The following is a 17,417-nucleotide window of genomic DNA, read 5'->3' on the forward strand; positions in this document are numbered from 1 at the left end:
GCAGCAGGCCTACGAGGCGATGTCCTTCGCCCCGAACCGCGCCCACGCCGCCGACCCGAACACCCCCGCGTACAGCGCCTGCAGGCCGAGGTTCTTGACCAGGTCGTCCCAGTAGACGGGGTCGCGCATCAGGTCGGCGAAGGACAGCCAGTAGTGCGAGAACAAGTACGGGTGGACCGCGTGCAGCTGGGGGATCTGGTCGACGATCTGGACGGTGATGAGCAGCCCGACGGTCGTCGCCATCGCGGCGATGCCGCTGCTCGTCAGCGTCGACACGAACAGGCCGAGCGCGGCCACGCCGACCAGTGAGGCGGCCACGACCAGTGCGATCAGCAGGGCGCGCAGCAGCCCGTCGCCGAAGCCGATCCGCGTCCCGGAGATCGTCGTGACCTCGCCGAGCGGAAACAGCAGTGCCCCCACCGCCAGCGCGGACGCCGCCACCACCAGCGTCGCGACGAGGCAGAACGTCAGCGCCGTGACGTACTTGGCGAGCAGCAGCCGGGTGCGGCCCGCGGGCGCCACCAGCAGGTAGCGCAGCGTCCCGGCGCTGGCCTCGCCCGCGATCGCGTCGCCCGCGACGACGCCGATCGCCATCGGCAGGAAGAACGGCAGCGTCGCGGCCAGCGCGGTGAAGACGAGGAACAGTCCGTTGTTGGTGACCTGCGCGATGAACGCGGGTCCGCCGCCCCCGTCCGGGCCCCCGCCGCCGATCGAACCGCCGTCGCTCGTCTCGATCTTGACGGCGATGCCCACGAGCACGGGCACGGCGGCGAGCACCGCGAGCAGCGCGAGGGTGCGCCAGCGGCGGAAGGTGAGCGACAGCTCGCTGCGGAACAGGCCGAGGGTCCAGGCGAGGCGCTCCGCCCGCGGCGCGCTCGCCTGCCCGCCGCCCTTCCCGGCGGCGTCCACCGCCGCGCCCGGCTCCGTCCGGACCGTGGCCTCAGCCCGCGACATCGAATCCCTCTCCTGTCAGCGCGACGAACGCGTCCTCCAGGGAGGCCCGTTCGACGCCGAATCCGCGGACGCGCACGCCCGCCTCGACCAGTGCGGCGTTGATGTCGGCGAGGTCCGTGCCGGGCGGCTCGCCCGTGACGCGGTCCTCGGCGGCGACCAGGTCGGCCACGCCGAGTTCCTTCAGTACGCGGGCCGCGTCGCCAGGGTCCGGCGTCGTCACGGTCAGCCGTCCGCGCGCGCCCGCGGCGAGTTCGGCGACCGGGCCCTGGGTGATCAGCCGGCCCTGGGTCATCACCGCCGCGTGCGTACAGACCTGCTCGATCTCGTCGAGGAGGTGCGAGGAGAGGAAGACGGTGGTGCCTTCGGACGCCAGCTCCCGCACCAGGGAGCGGATCTCGCGCATGCCCTGCGGGTCGAGTCCGTTCGTCGGCTCGTCGAGTACGAGGAGTGCGCGCGGTTGCAGCAGGGCCGCCGCCAGGCCGAGGCGCTGCTTCATGCCGAGCGAGTACGCCTTGGCCTTCTTGCCCGCGGCGGCGGTCAGGCCGACCCGGTCGAGGGCCGCGTCGGCGCGGGCCCTGCGGGTGCGGGGGTCGGCGGTCGGGTCGGCGGAGTCGTACCGCAGGAGGTTGTCGCGGCCCGAGAGGAAGCCGTACAGCGCCGGGCCCTCGATGAGCGCGCCCACCTTCGGCAGGACCTTGCGGCTTTCGTACGGCATGGGGCGGCCGAGGACCTTGGCGCGGCCGGAAGTCGGCTCGATCAGGCCCATCAGCATGCGGATCGTCGTGGTCTTGCCGGAGCCGTTGGGGCCGAGGAAACCGAAGACGCTGCCGCGGGGCACGGTGAGGTCGAGCCGGTCGACGGCCAGGTGCTTGCCGTACCGCTTGGTCAGCCCGAACGTCTCGATCACGCTGGCCGTGACCCCGCCGCCCTTGGTGCTCGGCACCGTCTTCCTCCCGTTGCCCGGCCGGACGAGGTGTCCGGCGGAACGATGGGGCGGCGGTTGGGAGGTACCGGACCGGTACCTCCCAACCGCCGCCCGCTGTCACGTACTCACGGCCGCACCCGCGGTGCGTCGCGCCGCCCCCTAGTGGGCCGCGTTCGCCGCCTTGACCAGCGCGTCCTTCGTGACCGCGCCGACGTACACCTTGCCGTCGTCGGTGACCAGGGCGTTGATCAGGCGGGTCTTGAAGACCGTGCCCGAGCCGAAGTCGCCGTTGACCTTGTCGCCGAGGGAGTCCAGGAACTTCTCGGCCTCCGGCGGTACGTCGCCGGAGTCGGCGCCCGAGCCGGACGTGGGCAGGCCCTGGCCGCCCGGCATCTTCAGCTCGGCGATGGACGTCCAGCCGTCACCGATGACGTTGAGGCCGCCGGGCCCTTCGCCCATGAAGTCCTCGGCGTCCTTGCCGTGGCGCCCGGTCGTCGTGTCGCCCTCCTCGGTGACCTTCGTGCCCTTCGCGGGCTTGAAGTCGAAGGTGGACGCGGCCGGCTTGCCGAAGTCGACCTTCGTGAAGCCCGCGTCGACGACCGCGGAACCGCCGCCCGCCGGGGACAGCGTGAACTTCAGCGGCGTGCCCGTCTTGGCGTCCACCGCGATGGTGACCTGGCCGACCGTCGAACCGGAGTCCTTCGGCTTCAGCACCAGGCGGTAGGCGTCACGGCCCGCGACCTGCGCGCTGCCGTCGACCTTCACGGACGTCGAGGACTTGTCGGCCGCCTTCAGGGCCTGCTCGGCGAACTCCTTGGGCGTGGCGGGGACTTCCTTGCCTTCCTGGCCGAGGCTCTTCTCGCCGTGCCGGTCGTGCTTGCCGTTGCCGGCGCCCTTACCGGCGTCCTTGGAGTGATACGCCTCGTTCGAAGCGCTGTCGTACGCCCACACGTCGTCGCCGTTGTGGATCAGGCTGTACTCGGCGGCGTCGTCGAGCACCGACAGCTTCTGCTTGTCCGGGCCGTCGGCGGCGACGCGCAGCGTGTGCGTGCCGGAGGCCAGTTCCATCAGCTTGGCGCCCGGGTCGGCGGCCGAGCCCTTGCCGCCCTCGCTCCCGTCCTCACCCGCGCCACCGGCACCGCCCGCGCCCGGTGCGAAGCCGCCGGTCATGCCGGAGGCGAACGACGGCAGGCCGAGATCGGTGCTGATCTTCACCGTGCCGGAGAGCTGCTCGGTGTCCGACGCGGCTATCTTCTCGATGAGTTCCTGTGCGGTGATGTCCGGCAGATCCGGGTCGCCCGAGGTGGCGAGCGCCGGGACCAGTCCGATGGTCGCCGCGGCCACCCCCGCCACCGCGAGCGGGACGACATAGCGGGCCGCCTTGCGTCGGCCCGCGCTCAACTCGTCCGCCTCGTTGGTGTCCTGCTCCGGTTCGTACGGTGCCATTGTGTGCCTTACCTCCGTCGTCGGCGGCGGCGTTCCGTCCTCGCGTGCACTCGTCCACCCCGCGCCGCCATTCTCACCCGAATTGGTCAGGAGTGGTTGTCCCTGTTGGTTTTCGGCTGTCTCCATCCGACCAAATCGGCCAGCCAGAAGCGTCAGACCGCGGGAGCAACTCGGCGTACTGCTCTGGGATGACAAAAAGAGGCGGCGCCTCCCCTGTCCCGTAGGGGGAGGCGCCGCTCGGGCAGGCGACGATCGCCTCAGTGCTGGACGAATACGTAGTCCGCGCCGTACGGCACCGACGTGATGCTGCCGGACTTGCAACTGCCGGACGGCTGGACGCCGCCGACGGTGTTGAGGCGCAGGATCTCGGTGGTGCCCGCGAGCAGCCCACGCTTCTTGCCGAGCTTCTCGCCGACCTTCTTGCCGAGCTCCGTGCCGATCTGCTCGGCCTTCAGGTCGAGTTCGGGGATGTTCTTCTCGCCGTTGGGCGTCTTGGAGATCAGCTTGCCGGTGACTCCGCTGCGGTCGGGGGCGACCCAGCGCGGGGTGCCGGAGTTCGGGGCGACGAAGTCGTGGGCGATGTGGCCGCGGAGGGCCGCCCGCACGTCACGCTGCTGGAACGTGAACGCGCCCGAGCCGTCCTCGGCCTTCTTGCACTGGTAGATCTGCTTGCCCTTGACCACGGACGCCTGGAAGCTGCGCGCGGCCGCGTCCAGGGAGACGTTCGCGGTGACCTTGTGCAGCTGGCCCCGAACGGCTCCGCCGGGGAACTCGGCGGTGTGCAGGTTGGCGTAGAAGCCGTTCGGGTCCGCCTTGAGCTGCTTGAGCAGGGCGGCATCCGTGACCTTGACCGTGCCGGTCACGCGCTGGTGCTTCGCCTTGGCGAGCAGCTTGGTGAAGTCGACCTTGATGCCTCCGTTGGTTCCCCTGGCGCCCTGGTGGATGTGCAGGGCGGACGGCTTCGCGGTGCCGCGCCACTTCACGGTGACGCTGACCTTGTCACCTTTGACCTGCACGAACTGCAGGGCCGCACCGTCCTTGTCGCCGACGGCGGGGCCACCCTGGACGGGCACCTCGTTGGCACCGTTCATGCTCGCCACGAAGAGGGCGCCGTGCGCGCCACTGTTCCGGCTCCCGTCGGCTCCGCGTGTCCCGCTCGCGCCGCTCGCCCCGCTGCCGCTGTCCGCCATCGCGGGTGGCACGGCAGCGACCACACCGGCGGCCACGGCGACCGCGACGCCCGTGACGAGCAGAGTGCGGCGGCGGTTCTTGGCATACGTGATGACAGTGCCCATGACCAGAAATCTCCCCGTCCCACGACCGACACCCCCTGCGCCGGCCCTGGCCATGAGTACGGAACAATTCCGACCCGGGCCTCAATCCAGACTCGGGACTTCGATGTGACGTGCGTCACACATGGTGCAGTTCCCATTTGTGCCCTGCTGACCCACTGTGGGCAATCGTCCCGCAGGGCGGGTCTCGACCCTTAAATGCAGCCCAGGCCGACGGTACCGATATGTGGGCGGCGAGAAATCCCAGGCCAAGGGCACCGCTACGCGCAGCGGACACCCCGCAAGTCGGCCAACGGAGCCCCGAGGGCACCCCTCATCCAGCCCGATGAACAACCAAGTCGCACAGCTCGACCAACGACGCCTTGGCGTCACACTCAGGCAGCGGGGCCAAAGCGGCCCGAGCCTCCTCGGCGTACCGCACGGTGTCCCGCCGAGCCTGCTCAAGAGCCGGATGCACCCGCAACCGAGCCAACGCCTCCGCATGCCGCGCGTCATCACTGAGGTCGGAGTCGAGCAGCTCACACAGCGCGACGTCCTCCGCGACCCCCAGCCGAGCGACCCGCTCCCGCAGCCGCAGCACCGGCAGCGTGGGAATCCCCTCGCGCAGATCCGTACCCGGTGTCTTCCCGGACTCCGTCGACTCGGACGCGATGTCCAGCACGTCGTCCGCGAGCTGGAAGGCGACCCCCAACCGCTCCCCGTACTGCGTGAGCACGTCCACCACGCCCTCGTCGGCCCCCGACATCATCGCGCCGAACCGGCACGCGACCGCGACCAGCGAGCCGGTCTTCCCGGCCAGCACCTCGAGGTAGTGGTCGACGGGGTCACGCCCGTCGGACGGCCCCGCGGTCTCCAGGATCTGCCCGGTGACGAGCCGCTCGAACGCCTCGGCCTGGATGCGGACGGCCTCAGGACCGAGGTCGGCCAGCGTGTGGGACGCGCGCGCGAACAGGAAGTCGCCGGTGAGGACCGCCACGGAGTTGCCCCAGCGCTGGTTGGCGCTCGCCACGCCCCGGCGCACATCGGCCTCGTCCATCACGTCGTCGTGGTACAGCGTCGCGAGGTGCGTCAGCTCCACGACCACGGCGGACGGCACCACTCCGGGCGCGTACGGGTCGCCGAACTGCGCCGTGAGCATCACAAGCAGTGGCCGAAAACGTTTGCCGCCGGCCCGCACGAGGTGCTGCGCGGCCTCGGTGATGAAGGGGACCTCGCTCTTGGTGGCCTCGAGCAGGCCTTCCTCGACAGCCGCCAACCCGGCCTGGACATCGGCTTCGAGAGCCTGGTCCCGCACGCTCAGCCCGAAGGGCCCGACGACGGTCACGAGGGGTTCTCCTGTCTGCTGACGATCACAAGTCGATCACTCGGTCGATCATTCGTCGATGACACGGTTTGTCGATGTGTCGCTGCCATCACTCAAGTCAGCGTATCCGGTCGCCTTTCGATCACAGCCAGCGCCCGCCCGAGCAGAGGAGACCAGCCTGCCCGATAGACATGGAATGACCGAATTACTCCACAGACAACGATGTGCCCCACATGAAGGGAGTGATTCCTCTTCCCCCACGGACGGCCGCCCATCCCTCGGCACCAGCACGGAACCGGACACAGGAGGGCGCAGGAGACGCGCCGAACCGTCCGAAGCACCGGACGAAGCACCGGACGAAGCACCGGACGAAGGACCGGACGCGCACCCGAGACACACCCGGCCGGCCCCCGGCAGCGGCACCCCCGCCCCACCCACCGAACCGGATCCCCCCGCTCCGTCACCTGCCGACATCCGGCCAGACATCCACCCCCCATACATTTCCGGCCACACACCGCCCACAGCACACGAGCCACACACCGCTCACGACACACAAACCACCCACCCCGCCCCCGGCACAAGACCACCCACCCACCCGGATACACCCCAAACGGAACCACCGGCACGAGACCGCCCGGCACGAGACCGCCCGGCACGAGACCGCCCGGCACGGGACCACCCGGCACGGGACCACCCGGCACGGGACCACCCGGCACGGGACCACCCGACGCCAACACACTCAGCCCGGCCGCCGACACGCTCAGCCCAGCGCGGCACCCGGCACCGGCACCCGGCACCGGCGCACTCGGTGACCAGCCACACCAGCCACCCCCACCCGCAGGGCACCCCACACCAGCCGCACCCACCCGCAGCGGGGCACACCCACACCGAAAACGCGGCGCGAGCCACCCCTCACCTCACCAGCCGCTCCAGCACCACCGCGATCCCGTCCTCCTCGTTGGACGCCGTCAACTCGTCCGCGACCGCCTTGAGTTCATGGTGAGCGTTGGCCATGGCCACCCCGTGCGCGGCCCACGCGAACATCGGGATGTCGTTCGGCATGTCACCGAAGGCGATCGTGTCGTCGGCCCGCAGCCCCATCCGCTCCGCCGCCAGCGCGAGCCCCGTCGCCTTCGTCACCCCGCACGGCTGGAGCTCCACGGTGCCGGGCCCGGACATCGTGACGGTCGCGAGCGACCCCACCGCGCCCCGCGCCACCTCCGCCAACTCGTCGTCGGCCAGCGCGGGGTGCCGCAGCAGCACCTTGCTGATCGGCTCCTCCCACAGCACGTCGCGCCGGGGCACCCGCACCGCGGGCAGCGTCGGATGCGGCATCTCGTACCCCGGCTCGATCAGCGTCAGACCGTCGACCCCGTCCTGGTCGACCGCGGCGAAGACCTGCCCGACCTCGGCCTCGATCTTCCCCAGCGCGGCCTCCGCGAGCTCGCGGTCCAGCGTCACCGACCACACCATGCGGCCACTGCCCGCGTCGTAGAGCTGCGCGCCCTGCCCGCACACCGCGAGCCCGTCGCAGTCGAGCTCGTCCAGGAGCGGGCGCACGCGGGGCGCGGGGCGCCCGGTGACGACAAGGTGCCGCGCTCCGCCCTCGCTCGCGGCGGCCAGCGCCCTGCGCGACCGGTCGGAAACCGTGTCGTCACAGCGCAGCAGGGTTCCGTCCAGGTCAGTGGCGATGAGGGCATATGCGAGGGGAGCGGCCATGATCCGAAGAATACGGATCTGACGCCGGGCGGTAAGCCGTGTGGCAGGAGCTGTGACGGTTGAGGTGCGCCCGGCGCACTCCCGGCAGACACCGGGTCGTGGGCCCTGATACGCCGGGTGATGCGCGCCCGGGGCGCACAAGCGTGCCGGACTTGACGGCCCGCTCCCGGTTCACCGGAACGAGGCGACCCGCGACCGTCCGCCCCGGACCCGGACCTGAACTCCCTTGCGCGGACTGCTGGTTGCCGACCGCGGAAGTCACCCGAAAGCCCGACGCTGCCGAGGGCGGACGGCTCGGGCGCCAGGCTCGGGCCCGCCGGGCTGGGGCTCGCCGGGCCCGAGCCCGCCCTCACCGGAGGGTCCTCACTTCCACGGGCCGGTGAACGACCGGCCGGGCACCGGCTTGGCTATGAGCGCCACGGCGATGAAGAAGTTGACCTGACCGATCGCGAACATCAGGGTGGCCAGCGCCTTGGGCTCGAAGTGCTCCGCCGCGCGGGCATACAACTCGTCGGACACCCGCTCGCCGTGCGCCGACGGCTGCAGCACAGCCTCCACGAGCGCCAGCGCGGCACGCTCGGCCCCGGTGAAGTACGGCGAGTCCTGCCAGGACGCCACCGACGTGATCCGCTCCTCCGACTCCCCCGCCTTGCGCAGGAATCCCGTGTGCAGAACGGTCAGATAGGTGTTGCCCACGATCTGTCCTGCGCGCAACTGCACCAGGCTGATCGTCGAGCGCGGCACCGACCCGTTCCCGGTCACCTTGAACAGCGCCGCCGACACCGCCGCCAGCTCGGGGACGAGCTCCGCCGGGTCCTCGGCCATCCGCGGCACCATCGGGACCTCGGCCGTGATCGAACGCGTTTCCATCGCCATCTCCTCAGGGCTTCCTCAGGGCTTTCACGTTGCTGTCACTCCCCTGACGGACGGCGACGAAGGAATGTGACCGGCGGAAGGCAGTCGTTCTTGTTCGTCGTTCTTGTTCGTCGTCCGTGTCCGGCTTGGGACGCCAACCCGGCCGACCCCTCGGACAGCCCTGGACCGCCACTGGACCGCAACTAGTCCGCTGGTCCGCCTAGTCCGCCGCCCCCGCGGCGACCACCCCCACACCCCCGCCCGCCTCCAGGCGCGGGATGCGGCGTATCGCCGCGTACGCAGCCGCCGGATAGCGGGGGTCCGGCCGCAGCGCGTACTCCCGCAGGCATGCCTCGGTGAACTTGATGACGTGCTCGTCGCCGTGCTCGACGGCCCGGGCGCCGAGCTCGTCGAGCGGGGGCAGGTCGGCCGTCTCGGCCCGCCAGGCAGCCGTGCCCTCGTCCCGCCGGTCCGTGGTGAAGGCGAGGAGGAAGGCCGACTGGACCTGCCACACCTGGGCGAGCGTCGGCCCGTACAACTCCTCGGGCAGGTGCGGCAGGACGAGGCGCGCGGCGGCGGGCGCGGTGACGCCGTGGACGAGCGGCACCGGGAAGACCTCGGGATGGCCCAGATAGACATCGGCGAACTGGAGCGTCATGTCACTGAGCAGGCGGGACGCCGGGGGCGGTGCGAGCCGCTCCAACGAGTCCGCGTAACCCGGCAGTTGTCCGAGGGTGTCGAGGCGCCCCAGGGCGACGGCCGGGCGGCGCGGCCCGTCGAGCGGCACCCGGGGCAGCGCGGCGACCGCGTCCGCCACGGTGTCGGTGCCGACCAGGGCCGGGCTGCCGGGCAGCGTGCGGTGCCGCGCGGCCCAGTACCCGAGGCCCCTGGCCAGCTCGTCGAGCTGGAGCCGGGTCGGCGCGTCCCCGGCGGCATCGAGCCCGCGCACCGCGTGCGCCGTCCGGATCAGGCCGTGCGTCAGGCCGGCGAAGAGACCGGGAATCAACCGCGGCCACCAGCGGGCGAGGACGTCGCGCCAGGACGCGGTGGCGAGTTCCCGCGTGAACAGTCGCTCCCAGTCCCCGGCTCGGCCGAAATCACCCAGCGCGGGGCGCCAGGACTCCTCTTCGGCGGGGTCCAGGGCGAAGCGCGCGGCAGGCGGCTCGTGGTGGGCGAGCGCGCGGCGATAGCGGCCGGTCCAGTGCGCCACCTCGTCCCCGTGGCCGAGCACTGCGATGGCCTCGGCGCCCATGGGTCCGTGGTTGGCGAGGTCGACGCCGACACCTCGCTCGTAGCCGAGGTCTTCGAGTCGTTCCAACGCGTCGTTGACGGCGTCGCTGTAGCTGATGGACGGCATGTCGTGATCCCCCTTGAACTGAACGTGCGGAGCCTCCACACTTTGGATACCCAAACACTTCGGCAATCCAAACACTCAAATTTTCCGAACAAACTACACTCGCGGCATGCGACGCGTGCCAGACCCCGGGAAGCCCACCGCCGTCGAGGCCCAGATCGTGGGCCTCGTGCCCCTGCTCGAGCCCTACTTCCGGGGCGCGGTGGTGAGCGAGCTGATGCCGGAGCGGCTGCGTGAGGCGATGGACAGCCATGGCCTGACGCCGCGCCACGGCGCGGTGCTCCCCCAACTCCTCGCGTCCGCCGAGCCGTTGACGGTGAGCGGGATCGCCCACCGGCTGCAGGTGTCGCTGCCCACGGCAAGCGAACTGGTCGGCGGCCTGGCCCGCGCCGGGATCGTCACGCGCGCCCCGGACGAGTCGAACCGCCGCCGGGTCCTGGTGTCCCTGGCCGAGGACTACCGCCCGCTGCTCGAATCATTCGTCGTACGTCGTGGCGAACCGCTGCTCCGCGCGCTCGCCGGGCTCTCCCCCGAGCAGCGAGAGGGCTTCACCGCGGGGCTGCGGGCATGGGTGCGGGAGGTGCAGGGGAGCCAGGAGGGGCCAGCAGCAGGTGCGTGACGGAACCTCCTGGCGGCGGGGCGCGTCACATGGGTGACGTAACCCCGGCCAACCCGGCCGACCCGACCGACCCGACCGGCTCGATCAACTTGACGACAAGGAACGCCATGGCACTGCCCCGGACCCGCAAACTCGCCCTCGCCACCGCGAGCGCCCTCGCGCTGCTCACCGCGGGGCTCGCCTGGCAGGCGTCGGCGGCGGACTCGGACGGCACCGGCCGCACGTCGTCACCGGGGGCGAAGCCGGACACCGTGAGCAGCAAGGAGGTCGCGCACGACGCCTCCTCCGCCGCGGAGTACTGGACGCCGGAGCGCATGCGCGCGGCCGATCCGGCGCCGATGCCGGTGGCCCCGGGGGACGCGGCCGCAGGCCGCTGAGCCGGACCGACGCCGAGGGCCGCGGGCCGCTGCGGGACCGACGCCGAGGCCGCGGCCGTCCACGCCGACGGACGGCCGCCCTCACCGCCGCGGGATCCGCGGGCCCCGCAGGACCCGCGGGATCACCGCGCCATCAGCCTCTGTACGCCGCCGCCAAGTGCCGTGCCAGCCGCGGCGAGGCGAACTCCGTGCCGCACACGAACCGCATCACCGGGCCGTACGACGACCCGGCCAGCATGCCCGTGAAGTACAGGCCGGGCACGGACGAGGCGTAGCCCGGGCCCAGTTTGGGGGTGCCGCGGCTGACGGCGAGGCGGGCGCGCAGGCCGTGGCCGAGGAAGCTGAGGGCGGCGAGGTCGACGCGGTACCCCGTGGCGGCGATGACGTGGTCGGCGGTGAGTTCCTGGGGGCGGCCGCCGAGGGTTTCCACCGTGAGGACGGGGCGGCCCTCGCGCGTGCCGGCCGTCGCGATGCGCCGCACCTCGCGCGCCTCGACCTTCCCCTCGAACCGCTCCCGCAGCCACCACGCCCCGAGCGGGCCGAGAATGCGACGGGTGAGGAAGTGCCGGGTGGCGGCGGGGAGATGGCGATACGCCTGGGCGTAGTGGCTGACCGCGTACAGCGACCAGGCGCGGCCGAACGGCGACTCCGGGCGCAGCTTGGGCTGCTCCCACGGCGGCCCGCCGAACGCCACCGAGCGCCGGCCACGGGCCACCACCCGCACGCGCGCGCCCGCCTCCGCCGCGAGCACCGCCGTCTCCAGGGCGGACTGGCCGGCCCCGACGACGAGCAGTTCCTGGCCCGCGTACCGCGTGAGGTCGTGGTGCTGGGCGCTGTGCGAGACGGGGCCCGCGGGCGAAGGGCCGTCCGGCACGGCCGCGGTGAGCTCGCGCGGCAGCCGCGCGAGGCCGGACAGGCCGGTGGCGACGACGACCGCGCGGGCGGCGAACTGCTCCCCGGAGTCCAGCTTCAGCTCGAACCCCCCGGCAGGCCGCTGCTCGACGGACACCACCCGCACCCGCTCCAGGCCGGGCACGAGCTTCTGCTGGAACCACTGTCCGTACCCGACGAACGTCTCTACGGGGATGATGTCCTCGTCGGCGACCAGGCGGGGCAGGCCCGCCGCGGCGCAGTAGTCGACGAGGGTGTGGCCGCGCTGCGGCGCGTCGATGTTCGACGCCACGGGTGTCGACTTCAGGAGCATGCCCGCGGGCATGTGCGCGTGCCAGCTCACCATGGGTTCGCCGAACACACGCACCCGTACGCCGCGGGCCCTCAGGTGCGCCGCGGTCGACAGGCCGTAGGGCCCCGCCCCGATGACGGCGACTGGTTGGAATTGTCGGTCATGTTGACTCTGTTGATTCACGAAGTCCCTCCCCAAGGACGTGCATGTGCGCCGTGCCGTCGCACGGGCGCACCGTCACTTCGTGGTCGTGCTGCCGTGGCGGTTGGTCCGCCACAGTTGATAGAGATGCTTCGCCCCCGGCCGTACGAAACGCGCGAGCATGGTGAAAAAAGGCAGCATGTCGTCCGCCGCGAGCCAGGCGAGCTCCGTGCCGCTGGCGCGCGCCGGCGCGTGCGGCGTCACATAGCCGCTGCGGCGGTAGGCGAGATAGGCGGGCAGGTCGATGTTCTCCACGACATAGCGGTGTCCCGCGCGCTGCTCCCCCTCGGGGACGGCGCGGCCGGTCAGATGCAGGTGCATCGCCCGGACGACGTCGATCCCCGCCTCGTTCTCGAAGAGGCGGAACTGGGCGCCCATGCGTGGGTTGAAGTCGAGCAGTTTGTACTGACCGTCGCGGCGGTCGAAGCGGAGGTCCAGGTCGATGATGCCGGTGAAGCCGATCTGTTTGATGAAACGTGCGGCGAGGTCGGCGAGTTCCGGGTTGTCGACGACGTACGCGTTCGCCGTCATGCCCGCGTGCGGCGGCCAGGAGCGGACCTTCACGCCGGTGAACAGGGCGAGCGGCGTCGAGTCCGCGTCGCAGTAGGCGTGCACGACCCAGTCCTCGGCCTGCTCACGCGGCAGGTACTCCTGCAGGATCACGCCGGGCCGCTCCGCCCAGCCGCCCGCCAGCTTCAGCAGGCCTTCGGGGGTGTTGATGCGCGTGGTGCCGTTCACCGCGGGCTGTTCGCGGCGCTGGAACGCCTCGCGGTTCTTGGCGACGACGGGGAACCGGGCCGTCGCGGCGAATTTCTCCACGTCGTCCCGGCTCTGCGGGCACACCGAGGCGGGCGAGGCGAGGCCGTGCTCCGCACACAGTTCGTGCAGGCCCTGCTTGCTGGCGAGCCGTCTGGGCAGCGCGGGCTCCACGCGCGGGAACAGGAACCCGCCGAAGTCCGTGTCGCCCAGCTCCCGCTGGTGCTCGGCGATCAGCACCGCCGCTTCCTCGTCCGTGGGGATCAGGACCGTCGGCCTGCCGATCCGCCGCCCGATCCGCAGCAGCCCCTCCACCAGGAACGCGGGGTCCTCGGTGCCGGTGGTCGGCCATGGGAACGCACGCGTGAGGTAGCGCGACGCCGCGGCCGGCGTGTGCCGGTCCTCCGTGATCGCGAACATGGGGATGCCGAGGCGCCCGAGACTGCGGATCGCACCCACCCCGCCGTGGTGCAGCGGGTAGTCGCCGAACTTCACGACGAGTCCGGGCACTTCACGGTCGGGCCGCAAGCCCACGCCGCCGCTGGAATTGGTCACGGGTCCCCCCACGCGTCCCCTCCGCACCGAACCCGGACCCACCCCTGTCCGCGTCCCCCAAATGGAAGCTAAGCAGGAACTGACCACTCCACCCAAGGTTTATCCGGACATTGCGAACTCTTTAGACACTGCCCCGACCCGTGCTTCCCACGTAACGTGTGGGGCACCCAGATTGGAAAGCGAGGCAGGCACGCATGTCCGAGCAGAACCCGCTCGACCTCCCCGAGGGCGACCCCTTCGGCCCGCACAATCTTCCGTACGGAGTCTTCTCCCCGGCCGGGTCCGCAACGGACCCCGCGCCCGGATCAACGCCTGGTTCTGCCGCCGCCGACGGGCATGCCGCCGCCCGGGACGGGCGCCGGGTCGGTGTCCGGCTCGGCTCGTACGTCCTCGACGCGGGCGCGGCCGCCGCCGCCCTCGGCTCGCCCTACGTCTCGCTGCTCGACCGGCCCACGCTGGGCCCGCTGCTCGCCGCGGGCCGCCGGACATGGAGCGACGTCCGCCGCGCCCTCACCGCCTGGGTGACGGTCCCGGCCCACCGCGACATCGTCCGCCCGCTGCTCCACCCCCTCTCCGACGTCACCCTGCACCTGCCCTTCGAGGTCGCGGACTACGTCGACTTCTACGCCTCCGAGCACCACGCCTCGAACCTGGGCCGCATGTTCCGCCCGGACGCACCCAGCCCGCTCACCCCCAACTGGAAGCATCTGCCCATCGGTTACCACGGCCGGTCCGGCACCGTTGTGGTCTCCGGAACGGACGTGGTACGCCCCACCGGCCAGCGCAAGACGCCCGCCGACACGGCGCCCGTCTTCGGCCCGTCCGTCAAGCTCGACATCGAGGCGGAGGTCGGCTTCGTCGTCGGCGCGCCCTCCACGCTCGGAACTCCCGTGCCTCTCGCCGACTTCCGCGAGCACGTCTTCGGGCTCTGCCTCCTCAACGACTGGTCGGCCCGCGACCTCCAGGCCTGGGAGTACGTCCCGCTCGGCCCCTTCCTCGGCAAGTCCTTCGCCACCTCCGTCTCGGCCTGGATCACGCCCCTGGAGGCCCTGGACGCGGCGCGTGTCACCCCGCCCGAGCGCACCGAGGCGCTGCTCCCCTACCTCGACGACTCCGCCGAGTCCGTCGCGGACGAGCCCGGCGGCTACGACCTCCGCATCACCGTCTCCCTCAACGGTCACGTCATCTCCGAACCCCCCTTCTCCACCGTCTACTGGACCGCCGCCCAGCAGCTCGCCCACATGACCGTCAACGGCGCCTCGCTGCGGACCGGTGACCTCTACGGCTCCGGCACCGTGAGCGGGCCCTCCCCCGAGCAGTTCGGCTCCCTCATCGAGCTGACCTGGAACGGGCGGGATCCGCTCGAACTCCCTGACGGGAAGCGGACGTTCCTCGAGGACGGCGACGTGGTCACCATGACCGCCTGGGCCCCCGGCCCCGGCGACACCCGGGTGGGCCTCGGCGAGGTCACGGGGCGCATCGCCCCGACGGGCGGCTGAGGCGGGCCGGCTGGCGGCTCCCCAATCCCGCCCCTTCCCGAAACCGGGGGCTCTGCCCCCGGACCCCCGCTCCTCAAACGCCGGAGGGGCTATATCCCTCACCCGCCCACCCTTCTAGCCCGTCCGGCGCTTGAGGACGAGCCGCGGAGCGGCGATAAGCGGGGGTCCAGGGGGCGGCAGCCCTCTGCCCGCGGCGGAGCCGCTGATCGATGCAGCGGGAAGGGGCGGGCTAGGGGAGCCCCCGGCAGGGCCTACACCCCCGCCAACACCTCCAGCACCCCTTCCCCATACGTCGCCAACTTCTTCTCGCCCACCCCGCCGATGCCCCCGAGCTCCGCGACGGAGGACGGCCGCGCCGTCGCGATCTCCCGCAGCGTCGCGTCGTGGAAGATGACGTAGGCCGGAACCCCCTGCTCGCGAGCCTGCGCGGCCCGCCACGCCCGCAGTGCCTCGAAGACGGCCACGGCCTCCTCGGGCAGCTCCGCCACCGCGGCGGCCGCCCGGGCCTTCCGCTCCCCCTTCGCCCCCGAACGCGCCGCGGTGGCAGGCTTCTTGGGCTCCTTGCGCAGCGGTACCTCCCGCTGCCGGCCGAGGACGGCACCGCTGGTCTCGGTCAGCACCAGCGTCCCGTACTCCCCCTCGACCGCGAGCAGCCCCTGGGCCAGCAACTGCCGCACCACGCCCCGCCATTCGCCCTCACCCAGCTCCTCGCCGATGCCGAAGACGGAGAGCTGGTCGTGGTCGAACTGGATGACCTTGGCCGTTCTGCGGCCGAGGAGGATGTCGACGATCTGGCCCGCGCCGAACTTCTGGCCGCGCTCCCGCTGCAGCCGCACCACCGTCGACAGGAGCTTCTGCGCGGCCACCGTGCCGTCCCAGGTCTCCGGCGGGGTGAGGCACGTGTCGCAGTTGCCGCACGTCGGCGCCGTGGGGTCCTGGCCGAAGTACGTCAGGAGCTGGGCTCGGCGGCACTGGACCGTCTCGCACAGGGCCAGCATGGCGTCCAGATGGGCGGCGGCGCGGCGCCGGAACGCCTCGTCGCCCTCGCTGCCCTGGATCAGCTTCCGCTGCTGGACGACGTCCTGGAGGCCGTACGCCATCCAGGCCGTGGAGGGCAGTCCGTCGCGGCCCGCGCGGCCCGTCTCCTGGTAGTACCCCTCGACGGACTTGGGCAGGTCCAGGTGGGCCACGAAGCGGACGTCCGGCTTGTCGATGCCCATGCCGAAGGCGATCGTGGCGACGACCACCAGGCCGTCCTCCCGCAGGAACCGCGACTGGTGCAGCGCGCGCGTCCCGCTGTCCAGACCGGCGTGGTACGGCACCGCACGCACTCCGTGCGCGCACAGGAAGTCGGCGGTCCGCTCCACGCCGTTGCGGGAGAGGCAGTAGACGATGCCCGCGTCGCCGTCGTGCTCCTCCTTCAGGAACGTCAAGAGCTGCTTCTTCGGGTCGGCCTTCGGCACGATCCGGTACTGGATGTTCGGCCGGTCGAAGCTCGCCACGAAGTGCTTGGCGTCCGGCATGGCAAGGCGCTGGGTGATCTCGCGATGGGTGGCGTCCGTCGCCGTCGCCGTCAGAGCGATGCGCGGCACGTCCGGCCAGCGCTCGCCGAGGACGGACAGGGCCAGATAGTCGGGGCGGAAGTCGTGGCCCCACTGCGCGACGCAGTGCGCCTCGTCGATGGCGAAGACGGAGATCGTGGCCCGGGAGAGCAGGTCGAGGGTGGTGTCCAGGCGCAGCCGCTCCGGGGCCAGATACAGCACGTCCAGCTCGCCCGCGAGGAGCTCGGCCTCCACCACGCGGCGCTCGTCGAAGTCCTGCGTCGAGTTCATGAACCCGGCCCGCACGCCGAGCGCCCGCAGCGCGTCCACCTGGTCCTGCATCAGCGCGATGAGCGGCGAGACCACGACGCCCGTGCCCGGCCTGACCAGCGCCGGGATCTGATAGCACAGGGACTTGCCGGCGCCGGTGGGCATGAGGACGACCGCGTCGCCGCCCGCGACCACGTGGTCGATGATCGCGCCTTGCTCGCCGCGGAACGAGTCGTACCCGAAGACGCGGTGCAGTGTCTCCAGTGCGGTGCCGCTGCTCGCCGCGGCTCCGCCTGCGCCCCCGCGCGCGCCCGGGCCCGCTCCCGAGGACCCCTGCCCGCTCATGAACGGGTCCTCGCCCGCGAACGGGTCCTCGTCCTCGAACGGGTCCTCAAACGGGTCCGCGAACGGACGCGAGCCCTCGTCCATCTCTGTCATGCCACCGATCCCATGCTTCGCCCAGCCCCCGTACGTCACGCCTCGACCACCGCGTGCTTCCACCACTGCGTCCACGATAGGGGTCGGCGCCGACACCTCTCGAAGTTATCCACAGGCTCGCCCCCCGCAG

At 71.7% G+C, this 17,417-nt stretch carries 14 protein-coding genes; 3 read left to right on the forward strand and 11 right to left on the reverse strand.

Translation table 11 applies throughout. The annotated features are described in order from the left end of the window. Positions 1-9 precede the first annotated feature (9 nt). From AC0KTA_RS15580 to AC0KTA_RS15615, 8 genes are all read right to left on the reverse strand, one after another. Positions 10-954 (reverse strand): ABC transporter permease, encoded by a 945-nt coding sequence (locus AC0KTA_RS15580; protein ID WP_481055717.1) that lies wholly within the window; start codon positions 952-954, stop codon positions 10-12. Further along, the gene (locus AC0KTA_RS15585; protein ID WP_481055718.1) at positions 941-1,897 is read right to left on the reverse strand and encodes an ABC transporter ATP-binding protein; all 957 of its coding nucleotides are present in this window, start codon (positions 1,895-1,897) and stop codon (positions 941-943) included. The genes AC0KTA_RS15580 and AC0KTA_RS15585 overlap by 14 nt, the downstream gene beginning before the upstream one ends. Before the next feature lie 141 nt (positions 1,898-2,038). Beyond that, on the reverse strand, positions 2,039-3,325 hold the full coding sequence (locus AC0KTA_RS15590; protein WP_481055719.1) for a LolA family protein: 1,287 nt from the start codon (positions 3,323-3,325) through the stop codon (positions 2,039-2,041). Positions 3,326-3,582: 257 nt separating this feature from the next. Then, complete coding sequence (locus AC0KTA_RS15595) at positions 3,583-4,620, reverse strand: CHRD domain-containing protein (RefSeq protein ID WP_481055720.1); 1,038 nt, start codon at positions 4,618-4,620, stop codon at positions 3,583-3,585. Positions 4,621-4,930: 310 nt separating this feature from the next. Next, positions 4,931-5,941 carry a polyprenyl synthetase family protein gene (locus AC0KTA_RS15600; RefSeq protein WP_481055721.1) on the reverse strand — a complete coding sequence of 337 codons (1,011 nt, stop codon included), beginning with the start codon at positions 5,939-5,941 and terminating at the stop codon, positions 4,931-4,933. A gap of 891 nt (positions 5,942-6,832) precedes the next feature. After that, on the reverse strand, positions 6,833-7,639 hold the full coding sequence (locus AC0KTA_RS15605; protein WP_481055722.1) for an HAD family hydrolase: 807 nt from the start codon (positions 7,637-7,639) through the stop codon (positions 6,833-6,835). A gap of 363 nt (positions 7,640-8,002) precedes the next feature. Continuing rightward, positions 8,003-8,509, reverse strand: a complete 507-nt coding sequence (locus AC0KTA_RS15610; protein ID WP_481055723.1) for a carboxymuconolactone decarboxylase family protein — start codon at positions 8,507-8,509, stop codon at positions 8,003-8,005. 205 nt (positions 8,510-8,714) lie between these two features. Then, a complete protein-coding gene (locus AC0KTA_RS15615; RefSeq protein ID WP_481055724.1) occupies positions 8,715-9,851 on the reverse strand; it encodes a questin oxidase family protein in 1,137 nt (378 codons plus the stop codon). A gap of 106 nt (positions 9,852-9,957) precedes the next feature. Between AC0KTA_RS15615 and AC0KTA_RS15620 the strand changes: the two genes are divergently transcribed. Both AC0KTA_RS15620 and AC0KTA_RS15625 read left to right on the forward strand, forming a co-directional pair. Further along, positions 9,958-10,467: a MarR family winged helix-turn-helix transcriptional regulator gene (locus AC0KTA_RS15620; protein ID WP_481055725.1), complete on the forward strand. Its 510-nt coding sequence runs from the start codon at positions 9,958-9,960 to the stop codon at positions 10,465-10,467. Positions 10,468-10,496: 29 nt separating this feature from the next. Further along, the gene (locus AC0KTA_RS15625; protein ID WP_481055726.1) at positions 10,497-10,844 is read left to right on the forward strand and encodes a hypothetical protein; all 348 of its coding nucleotides are present in this window, start codon (positions 10,497-10,499) and stop codon (positions 10,842-10,844) included. Between the two features lie 133 nt (positions 10,845-10,977). On the opposite strand, the gene AC0KTA_RS15630 is transcribed toward AC0KTA_RS15625, so the two are convergent. Together AC0KTA_RS15630 and AC0KTA_RS15635 are read right to left on the reverse strand one after the other, a co-directional pair. After that, on the reverse strand, positions 10,978-12,225 hold the full coding sequence (locus AC0KTA_RS15630; RefSeq protein ID WP_481055727.1) for an FAD-dependent oxidoreductase: 1,248 nt from the start codon (positions 12,223-12,225) through the stop codon (positions 10,978-10,980). A gap of 39 nt (positions 12,226-12,264) precedes the next feature. Continuing rightward, on the reverse strand, positions 12,265-13,539 hold the full coding sequence (locus tag AC0KTA_RS15635; RefSeq protein WP_481055728.1) for a carboxylate--amine ligase: 1,275 nt from the start codon (positions 13,537-13,539) through the stop codon (positions 12,265-12,267). A 194-nt stretch (positions 13,540-13,733) separates the two neighbouring features. Here AC0KTA_RS15635 and fahA point away from each other — a divergent pair, with 194 nt between their 5' ends. After that, positions 13,734-15,038 (forward strand): fumarylacetoacetase, encoded by a 1,305-nt coding sequence (gene fahA / locus AC0KTA_RS15640; protein ID WP_481055729.1) that lies wholly within the window; start codon positions 13,734-13,736, stop codon positions 15,036-15,038. Positions 15,039-15,289: 251 nt separating this feature from the next. Here fahA and recQ read toward each other — a convergent pair whose 3' ends face one another. Further along, on the reverse strand, positions 15,290-17,287 hold the full coding sequence (gene recQ, locus AC0KTA_RS15645) for a DNA helicase RecQ (RefSeq protein WP_481055730.1): 1,998 nt from the start codon (positions 17,285-17,287) through the stop codon (positions 15,290-15,292). Positions 17,288-17,417: the final 130 nt, after the last annotated feature.

The organism is Streptomyces sp. Y309, assembly GCF_056712025.1.

What these genes read in the sequence shown, in the direction of transcription:
- AC0KTA_RS15580 (WP_481055717.1), bottom strand. Translation starts at nt 954, where the DNA reads ATGTCGCGGGCTGAGGCCACGGTCCGGACGGAGCCGGGCGCGGCGGTG.
- AC0KTA_RS15590 (WP_481055719.1), bottom strand. Translation starts at nt 3,325, where the DNA reads ATGGCACCGTACGAACCGGAGCAGGACACCAACGAGGCGGACGAGTTG.
- AC0KTA_RS15595 (WP_481055720.1), bottom strand. Translation starts at nt 4,620, where the DNA reads ATGGGCACTGTCATCACGTATGCCAAGAACCGCCGCCGCACTCTGCTC.
- AC0KTA_RS15605 (WP_481055722.1), bottom strand. Translation starts at nt 7,639, where the DNA reads ATGGCCGCTCCCCTCGCATATGCCCTCATCGCCACTGACCTGGACGGA.
- AC0KTA_RS15610 (WP_481055723.1), bottom strand. Translation starts at nt 8,509, where the DNA reads ATGGAAACGCGTTCGATCACGGCCGAGGTCCCGATGGTGCCGCGGATG.
- AC0KTA_RS15615 (WP_481055724.1), bottom strand. Translation starts at nt 9,851, where the DNA reads ATGCCGTCCATCAGCTACAGCGACGCCGTCAACGACGCGTTGGAACGA.
- AC0KTA_RS15620 (WP_481055725.1), top strand. Translation starts at nt 9,958, where the DNA reads ATGCGACGCGTGCCAGACCCCGGGAAGCCCACCGCCGTCGAGGCCCAG.
- AC0KTA_RS15625 (WP_481055726.1), top strand. Translation starts at nt 10,497, where the DNA reads ATGGGTGACGTAACCCCGGCCAACCCGGCCGACCCGACCGACCCGACC.
- fahA (WP_481055729.1), top strand. Translation starts at nt 13,734, where the DNA reads ATGTCCGAGCAGAACCCGCTCGACCTCCCCGAGGGCGACCCCTTCGGC.
- recQ (WP_481055730.1), bottom strand. Translation starts at nt 17,287, where the DNA reads ATGACAGAGATGGACGAGGGCTCGCGTCCGTTCGCGGACCCGTTTGAG.